This is a genomic window from Flavobacterium sp. GQ95, assembly GCF_059758655.1.
This window is the reverse complement of the sequence record NZ_JCAXEB010000041.1, coordinates 1-1,462: the sequence shown is the minus strand read 5'-3', so window position 1 is coordinate 1,462 and position 1,462 is coordinate 1. Positions and strand designations below refer to the sequence as shown.

Genomic DNA, 1,462 nt, shown 5'->3' with positions numbered 1-1,462 from the left:
AACGCCAAGATTTACCTCTTACCAGTATGATTCCTCGGGGCGATTCCTGGTCAAAAGCACTGATATTGAAGGTTTGTCCACAATATTTACCTACGATCCTTATAATGGATTGTTGATGAGCGAAACCAATCCTTATGGCTTAAGAACCTCTTATGATTATAACGCCTGGATGAAAAAGGTAAGAACTACTGATTATCTGGGAAAGATAAGCTACTATACCTACTCAAAAAGTGGGGAAGAAACTTATGTATATATTTCCGGAAGTGACCTAAATGCGGTCTCCCTGGAAGTCTATGATGATTTGGGCAGAAAAACGCTATCAGGAGTAAAATATATAACCGGAGACTTTTCTAAAGTTTCTTACCTGTATGACAGTATGGGCAGGAACTATAAAATAAGTGAACCTTATTATGATTGGGGGCCAACCCAGTGGAATGAAACCAAGTATGATGTTTATGGCAGGATGACCCAAAGCACTTCCTTTACCGGAAAGACAGTGAGCGTGAATTATTCCGGGCTCACTACCACTGTAAGTGAGGGGGCAAAAAGCAAGTCTTCTACAAAGAATGCCATAGGCAATATTGTTTCTGTAACCGACTCGCCGGGAGGTACTATCACCTATAGCTATTTTGCCAATGGCAATCTGAGATCATCCAATTATGATGGGGTTGTAACTACCATTGAGCAAGACGCCTGGGGCAGGAAAACCAGATTAACAGACCCTTCAGCGGGTGTGTACTGCTATAGCTATAACGGCTTTGGAGAAACAATGTCAGAAATAACTCCAAATGGCACCACTACATATAAACTTAATAATGTAGGCAAACTGATTGAAAAAACAATAATAGGTAATCCTTCTTCTTTAACCAATAGCAATACCGTTTATGAGTATGATGGTACCACAAAATTATTAACCTCAAGCATTTTTACCAATACCCTTGAATCCGGGGCTGTCACTACAAATACATTTACATATGACAGATTCAGGCGTCTGGAGAAAACTACAGAAACAACACCCTATGCTGTTTTTACCAAACAATTCACTTTTGATGCCATTGGAAGGGTGGATAAACAAACAAGCACGGCACTATTACTGGCAAACAAAAAAGAGAGTTCCAGAATCATACAGCATACCTATAAAAATGGTAGTCCATGGCAGATAATTGATGATGATGCCCAAAAAGTATTGTGGCAGACCGATGCGGTAAATGTTCGTGGACAGCTTACCAATGCCTGGCTGGGCAATGGCATTTCCATAACCAATACCTATGACCAATATGGCTTTGTTGGCGAATCCAGGCATCTAAAGTTCGGATCGGACTATTTTGGCGGGCAATACATACCAGTTACAGTAATGAGACTGGTCACAAAATTTGCTCCTTTAACAGGCAATCTGACCACCCGTGCAAACGGTTTTGCTGATGGGATGAAATATGAATTTTTTCAATATGACGCCCTGGAC

1 pseudogene is annotated in these 1,462 nt (G+C 40.8%); it reads left to right on the top strand.

Annotated elements, in window-relative coordinates:
* A pseudogene (locus AC6CH4_RS25825) lies at positions 1–1,462 on the top strand (hypothetical protein); the annotation flags it as partial.